This window comes from Deltaproteobacteria bacterium (assembly GCA_016210005.1).
Taxonomy (GTDB): domain Bacteria; phylum Desulfobacterota; class Binatia; order HRBIN30; family JACQVA1; genus JACQVA1.
Window position 1 is genome coordinate 69051 of the sequence record JACQVA010000193.1, and the last position, 7204, is coordinate 76254.

5 protein-coding genes and 2 pseudogenes are annotated in these 7204 nt (G+C 65.5%); all 7 read left to right on the top strand.

The window, feature by feature from the left end:
- Positions 1-8: 8 nt before the first annotated feature.
- The 7 genes and pseudogenes from HY699_18890 to HY699_18920 all read left to right on the top strand — a co-directional run bounded on the left by HY699_18890 (position 9) and on the right by HY699_18920 (position 6734).
- On the top strand, positions 9-944 hold the full coding sequence (locus tag HY699_18890) for an ABC transporter ATP-binding protein (protein MBI4517879.1): 936 nt from the start codon (positions 9-11) through the stop codon (positions 942-944).
- Positions 941-2137: an ABC transporter permease gene (locus HY699_18895; protein ID MBI4517880.1), complete on the top strand. Its 1197-nt coding sequence runs from the start codon at positions 941-943 to the stop codon at positions 2135-2137. Before HY699_18890 ends, HY699_18895 begins: the two co-directional genes overlap by 4 nt.
- A gap of 5 nt (positions 2138-2142) precedes the next feature.
- Complete coding sequence (locus HY699_18900; protein ID MBI4517881.1) at positions 2143-3279, top strand: ABC transporter permease; 1137 nt, start codon at positions 2143-2145, stop codon at positions 3277-3279.
- 594 nt (positions 3280-3873) lie between these two features.
- The gene (locus tag HY699_18905) at positions 3874-4215 is read left to right on the top strand and encodes an adhesin (GenBank protein MBI4517882.1); all 342 of its coding nucleotides are present in this window, start codon (positions 3874-3876) and stop codon (positions 4213-4215) included.
- Positions 4212-4445: a DUF4926 domain-containing protein gene (locus HY699_18910; GenBank protein ID MBI4517883.1), complete on the top strand. Its 234-nt coding sequence runs from the start codon at positions 4212-4214 to the stop codon at positions 4443-4445. Before HY699_18905 ends, HY699_18910 begins: the two co-directional genes overlap by 4 nt.
- 163 nt (positions 4446-4608) lie before the next feature.
- A pseudogene (locus HY699_18915) lies at positions 4609-6253 on the top strand (putative DNA binding domain-containing protein).
- 151 nt (positions 6254-6404) lie between these two features.
- Positions 6405-6734 (top strand): annotated as a pseudogene (locus HY699_18920) (DUF4145 domain-containing protein).
- The last annotated feature ends 470 nt before the right edge of the window (positions 6735-7204 follow it).

Genomic DNA, 7204 nt, shown 5'->3' on the forward strand with positions numbered 1-7204 from the left:
GGCGGCCGATGCCGGTGTTCGCCGTCGAGGCCGAGGGGTTAACGCGGGTGTTCGACCGCTTCGTTGCGGTTGATCACATCGACTTGCAGGTCGCGGCCGGCAAGGTGTTCGGTTTTCTCGGGCCCAACGGCGCGGGCAAGTCGACCACCATCCGCATGCTCTGCGGCATCCTGCGGCCGTCGGGCGGGCGCGCCAGCGTCGGCGGCTTCGACATCGCGCGGCAAACCGACCGGGTGAAGAGCAGCATCGGCTACATGTCGCAGAAGTTCTCGCTTTACGAGGACCTCACCGTGCTGGAGAACTTGCAGTTTTTCGCCGGCATCTACAACGTGCGCGGGCGCCAGCGCGACGCCCGCATCGCCTGGGCGTTGGAGATGGCCGGCCTCAAGGGGCGCGATGAGGCGCTCACCTCCGCCCTCGCCGGCGGCTGGCGCCAGCGCCTGGCCCTCGGCTGCGCGGTGTTGCACGAACCCCCCATCCTGTTTCTCGACGAGCCGACCTCGGGCGTGGACCCGGCTTCGCGGCGCAACTTCTGGGAGATGATCAGCGAGCTGGCGCATCAAGGCATCACCGTCTTCGTCACCACCCACTACATGGACGAAGCCGAGCACTGTGACGAGCTGGCGCTGATTTACGGCGGCCGGGTGGTCGCCACCGGCAGCCCGTCGGCGCTCAAGAGCCGCTACATGTCGCGCGCGCTGCTGGAGCTGGAGTGCAGCGACTTGATGGCCGCCTACGGCGCGCTCAAGGCCGAGCCCGCGCTGGCCGGGGTGGCGCTGTTCGGCAACGCCCTCCACCTGGTCGCCGACGATGAAGCCGCCGCGCGCGCGGCGGTCAGCGCGCGCCTGCAGCAGTGCGGCGTGGCGTTGCAGCAGCTGCAACGGATCGAACCGTCGCTCGAGGATGCCTTCGTGGCGATCATCGAAGCGAGTGCGCCGAAATGACCAGCGCAAGTGCACACGGCAGCGGCGCCGGGGGTGGCTCGGAGCTGCCGGGCATGAGCGCCCTTGGCCGCTTCGAGCGCTCGCGGCGCTGCATCCGTGCCATCATGCGGCGCGAGTTCATCGACATCCGGCGCGACCGGCGCAGTCTGATTCTCACCCTGCTCTATCCGATCGTCATGCTGGTCATGTACGGCTACGGCATCCGCTACGACGTCGACAACGTTCCGCTCACCATCCTCGACTACAGCGAGACGCCCGAGAGCCGCGAGTTGACGCAGCTGCTGGTGCGCTCCGGCTACTTCCGGGCGGTGCGTTTCGCGCGCAGCGAGCGCGAGGTGGAGTACGATCTGACCAACGACGTGGCGCGGGCCGCCGTGGTGATTCCGCGCGACTTCGCCGGCCGCTTGCGCGGCGGCAGTTCGACTGCGGTGCAGGTGCTGATCGACGGCTCCGACGCCAACACCGCCACCATCGCGCAAGGCTATGCGCTGGCGATCATCAACCGCTTCGTCGCCGCCCGGATCGCCCCCGCCGCGGCCCTGGCGGCGCCGATCGAGGTGAAGAGCCGCATTTGGTACAACCCCGAGTTGAAGAGCGTGAACTTCATCGTTCCCGGCGTGATCGGCATGATCATGATGATCGTCGGTGCCATCCTCACCGCGCTCAGCATCGTCAAGGAGAAGGAGCACGGCACCATGGAGCAGATTCTGGTGTCGCCGATCCGGCCGCTGGAGATGATGGTCGGCAAGATCGTGCCTTACATCGCCATCGCACTGATCGACCTGGTCATCATCATCGTTGCCGGCTACGTGCTGTTCGCCGTGCCGATCAAGGGCAGCCTGTTCCCGCTGGCGGTGTTCTCTCTGCTCTATCTGTTGGGCTCGCTCGGGGTGGGCGTGTTGGTGTCGACCATCGCCGACAACATGCACAACGCCATGATCACGGCCATGTTCGTGTCGCTGCTGCCGTCGATTCTGTTGTCGGGGTTCGTCTTTCCTCTAGAAAACATGCCGATCGTGATTCAGGCGGTCAGCTATCTCTTCCCCGGCCGTTATTTCATGACCGCCATCCGCGGCATCTACCTCAAGGGCATTGGCCTGGGCGAGCTCTGGCCCGAGGCCGTGTTCCTGGCCATCTTCGGCCTCGGCATCGTGTGGCTGAGCGCGTCGCGCTTTCGCGGCAAGCTGGAGTAGCGCCGATGCATGCCTCGCTCGCCCGCATCTTCCAGATCGTGCGCAAGGAGATCATTCAGATCCGGCGCGACCGGCGCATGTTCGGGCTGGTGCTGCTGATGCCGGTGATGGAGCTCTTCATCTTCGGGTACGTCGTGGCCACGGACATCGACAACATCGACCTGGCCGTGTGCGACTACAGCCAGTCGGCCGAAAGCCGCGCCTACGTCGAGCAGCTCGAACGCAGCGGCTACTTCCGCGTGCGCGCTGCCTGCCCCGGGGTCAACGCTGCCGACCGCTTACTCGATCGCGCGGTGGTCAAGGTGGTGCTGGCAATTCCGCCGGACTTTGCCTCCCGGCTCAAGCGACAACAGCCGGCCGAGGTCATGGCGGCGATGGACGGCAGCAATTCCAACACCGCGATGATCGCCGCTTCGTATCTCGAGCAAGTCACGCTCACCCAGGCCGTCGACGTCCAGTTCGGCGGCGGCGACGGCGCGGCGCGGCGGCTGCGCCATCCGTTGGTGGCGGTGGAACCGCGGGTGTGGTTCAACCCCGAACTGCGCAGCGTCAACTACATGGTGCCGGGCATCATCTGCGTGCTGCTGATGGAGTCGCTGGTGATCCTCACGGCCGTAGCGATCGTGAAGGAAAAGGAGCGCGGCACGATGGAGCAGCTGATCGTCACCCCGATCCGCTCCTACGAGCTGATCCTCGGCAAGGCCATTCCCTTCATCTTCCTCGGCTACATCAACGTCGCCATCGTCATGCTGGTGGGCACCTTCTGGTTCGAGGTCGAGATCACCGGCAGCGTGCCATTATTGCTCGGCCTGACCGGGCTGTTCATCCTCACCAGCCTCGGCATGGGCTTGGTCGCCTCCGCCGTCTCGAACACCCAGCAACAGGCGTCGATGTCGGGGCAATTCATCATCCTGCCCAACCTGTTCTTCTCCGGCTTCATGTTTCCGATCGCGAGTATGCCGCCGCTGGTGCAGAAGCTGACCTACGTGATTCCGCTGCGCTACTACATCACGATCGTGCGCGGCATCTTTCTCAAGGGCTCCGGCTGGGCCGAGTTGAAGGACGAGGCGGCGATCCTGTTGGTCTACGGTGTCGTGATTCTGAGCCTGGCCACCGCCTTTTTCCGCAAGCAGGTCCGTTGACGGCGCTGCGCGCCTCCTCAGGGCGGACGGACGAGGGCCTTGTGGCAAGAACAAGACAAGACCCGATCTCCGTGATGTCGTTGGTCTCCCAGTTCGGTCCATCGTGCGTCCGCGTGCGCCCGTGCGTGGCTCCGTGCGCCGCATGCCAGCCCCGTCGCCCGCGTTCGCGTCGTTCGTCACCCCCAGTGTGGCCCTCATCCGGCCTCCCTGCGCCCGGTCGCCCCCGCCTGTGTGCGCGACAAATTTGTGGGTAACGTGGTTCGGTGTTATGGTCGTCATTCCCGCGAAAGCGGGAATCCAGTTTGGCGTTTGGCGCTATGGACAAGCAGTGCGCGCTTGCCATCGAACCCCTAACCGCCTTACAGTCCCCCATAGCATGAGGGGCGCACCGTCGGTGATCAGCGGTTCGGCTCAACGGGGCCTGCCTGCCGAAGCCGCGGCGCAGGCAGGCCTTTCCGCCATCCGGCGGCAGCCATCACACCATCTCGCGCACCGCCGCGTCGCGCCGGATGACGGAAAAACCCTTTGCGTTCGGCTTGCAGGAAGGGGGCTCGGCTTCTCGACGGGAGCACTCTGAAGTGCAACAGTTGACACGTGAACCTTCCAGCGGCGGAGAGAGCGCTCATTGAACCTGCCAAGGTTCGCGATTACTTGCTCGCGCGCGAGCATCCGGTCGGGCGCTTCAAGGCCATGTTCTTCGAGAGTCTGGGATATTCGGCTGGCGCATGGCAGCAACTGGAAGCAGACTTGCGAGGGCTTGCGGCTGCCGGAGAGGCGACCCTGGGCGAGCAGACCAAGTATGGCCAGAAGTACGAAGTGCATGGTAGCCTGAGCGGGCCGTCAGGAAAGCGAGCATCCGTCGTGACGGTCTGGATCATACGCTGGGGAGAAGAAGCACCAAGGTTCGTTACCGCATTCCCGGGAGGGAAGACATGAAACACCGGCTACTCGACACCGTCGTACTAGACCGCGACCTGCCCGAGCACGGTTTGTGCCGCGGCGACCTCGGCGCCGTCGTTGAAGTCTATGAACCGGACGGCGTCGAGGTCGAGTTCGTGCGAGCATCAGGAAATACGCAGGCGGTCGTCACCCTATCCGCAGACGATGTGCGGCCCGTCCGCGACTCCGATCAGATAGCCGTTCGCTGTGTGGAGCAGGCGGCGTGAGCCGAACCCGCCGCTCCAGGCGACGGCGAAGAGCACGCCGCGCCTGAGCGGCACTCCGTTAGCCTCCACCGTTGGCAGCTTCATCATGCTTGCGGGCTTCACGCCGTATCTGAGCAACGCGCTCGACGCCGATATTGTGTACCGCGGCGGCTGACGAGGCGTCATGCAAACCACCGCCGAACAACTCCAGTACTGGCTCGCCGAGCCAGAAGGCGTCCGCCTCGAGTTCAAGGAGGCGAAGCAGAACTACCACTTCGACAAGCTGGTCGAGTACTGCGTGGCCCTGGCCAACGAAGGCGGCGGCAAGATCATTCTGGGCGTGACCGACCGGCGCCCACGCCGGATCGTCGCCACGGCAGCGTTCGCCGAGCCGGGGCGCACGGAAGCCGGTCTGCACGACCGGCTCTCGCATCGCATTCCGGTGGAGGAAGTGCGAACAGCGGATGGTCGCGTGCTGGTCGTCCATGTGCCGCCGCGACTTCCGGGCACGGCTTGGCAGATCGACGGGCGGTATCTCAAGCGGGCGGGCGACGAACTGACCGGGCTGAGTGATGCGGCACTGAAGGCCATGTTCGCCGAGACGGGGCCCGATTTCTCGGCGGAGGTCTGTCCCGGCGCGGGCATCAGGGACTTGTCGCCGGAAGCGATCGCGGCGTTTCGGGGTCGGTGGGCCGCCAAGACGCGCGACGAGCGCAAGACGCGATGGACCGACGAGCAGACGCTCGCCAACGCCGAGCTGCTGCTGGAGGGACGCATCACCTTCGCGGCGCTGATCCTGTTCGGCACGCGCGCGGCGCTGGGGCGCTGGCTAGCGCAAGCCGAACTGGTGTTCGAGTACCGCTCTTCCGAGGCGTCCGGCCCTGCGGCAGACCGCGAGGAGTACCGGGAGGGCTTTTTCCTCTGGCACGACGCCCTCTGGAACAAGATCAACCTGCGCAACGACAGGCAGAGCTACCAGGACGGATTGTTCCGCGTCGAACTGCCCACCTTCGACGAAGTGTCGGTGCGCGAAGCGCTGCTCAATGCCGTGGCGCATCGGGACTATCGGCTCGGCGGTTCGGTGTTCGTGCGACAGTATTCCCAGAGGCTGGAGGTGGTGAGCCCCGGCGGCCTGCCGGCGGGGATCACCCCGGTGAACATCCTCGACCAGCAGAACCCGCGTAATCGGCGGCTGGCCGAGGCGCTGGCGAAGTGCGGGCTGATCGAACGCTCGGGCCAGGGCATGAACCTGATGTTCGAAAGCGCGATCCGGCAGGGCAAGGCGCTACCCAGCTTTGCAGGCACGTCGCCGCACGAGGTGCGGCTGAGTCGCCAGCCCGGCGTTCGTGCGTTTCATCGAGCGGCTGGGTGAGGAGAAGCTCAAGGCATTCTCGACCTACGACTTCCTCGCGCTCGACCATCTGCGGCGCGAGCAGGCGTTGCCCGATCATCTCAAGGCTTGTTTGCCAGGTCTGATCGCCGCTGGCGCGGTGGAGTCCATCGGGCGTGGTCGGGGCACGCGATACCTGCTGACGCGCGACCTCTATGCCGCCCTGGGTAGTAGGGGCGCCTATACGCGCGCGAAGGGACTCGATCGAGGAACTAACAAGGCGCTGCTGCTGAAACATATCCAGGACAACGCTGCCGCAGGCGCCAAGATGGACGAGTTCCGCCAGGTTCTGCCCGCGCTCGGGCGGAGCCAGATTCAGGTATTACTACGGGAGTTGCGCAAAGAACGGTTGGTCCACTGCGTTGGCGCCACCAAGGCGGCACGCTGGTTCCCCGGCGCTGGTTCGGAGAATTGCAACATCGAGGAGCCATTGTCATGAGATCAGCAATCGGCAATCGACCCGGCCCATGTAACTTACTGATCTGCAAGCCTCTCCTCGATAACGCGATTGCAACTGAAGGGTCGCTGGTTGCAATCCCCAAGCAATGCTGCTGCAAACATGGGCATCCGCCAAGAAGCGGAGCGCGGGCATGAGCCATTTCGCCTTTCTCCAGCGCGAGTGGCCGGCCGTGTTCGAGGCGGCGGGCCGGGCACAAGGCGCCGTGCACGCAGACCCGCGCACTGCCTGCTTCTACGCGCGGCGCGCGCTCGAGCTGGCGGTGGCCTGGGCTTACAAGCACGACGCCGCGCTCAAGTTGCCGTATCAGGACAACCTCTCGGCGCTGATCCACGAGCCGAGCTTCAAGCAGGCCGCGGGCGAGGCGGTGTTCAGCAAGGCGCGGGTCATCAACACGCTCGGCAACCGTGCCGTGCACGGTCACCGCGCGATCCCGCCGGACGACGCGCTGGTCGCCGTGCGCGGAGGAGGTGGGCGGGTCAGGTCTGGATAGCGAGACAGGTTGATTCAGTGGGCTGCCGGAGCTTCCGAGCCCTCGCTCGTCAGTCCAGACCTCCATCGCTATCCGCTATCAGACCCTCCGTTGCTGTGCAGGCCCCCGACCAGCCGTGATGGTCCACAGAGTCTGGCGACTGCACACGACACGTCATGATCACCCGCGGCTACTCCGACCCACCGACTCCCTGCGTCCTCACGATCGCGCCGCGACCGTTGCGCCGTCGTGCGTCTGCGGGCGCCCTGCCCGATGTCGCCTCTATGCGCCCGATCGCCCCTGCCTTCGAGCACCCCGCGCGCTTGCCCTCGAACCCCTAATCGCCTTACAATCCCCATAACACGTGGGGAGCACCGTCGGTGATCAGCGGTTCAGTTCAACGGGGCCTGCCTGCCGAAGCCGCGGCGCAGGCAGGCCTTTCCGCCATCCGGCGGCAACCA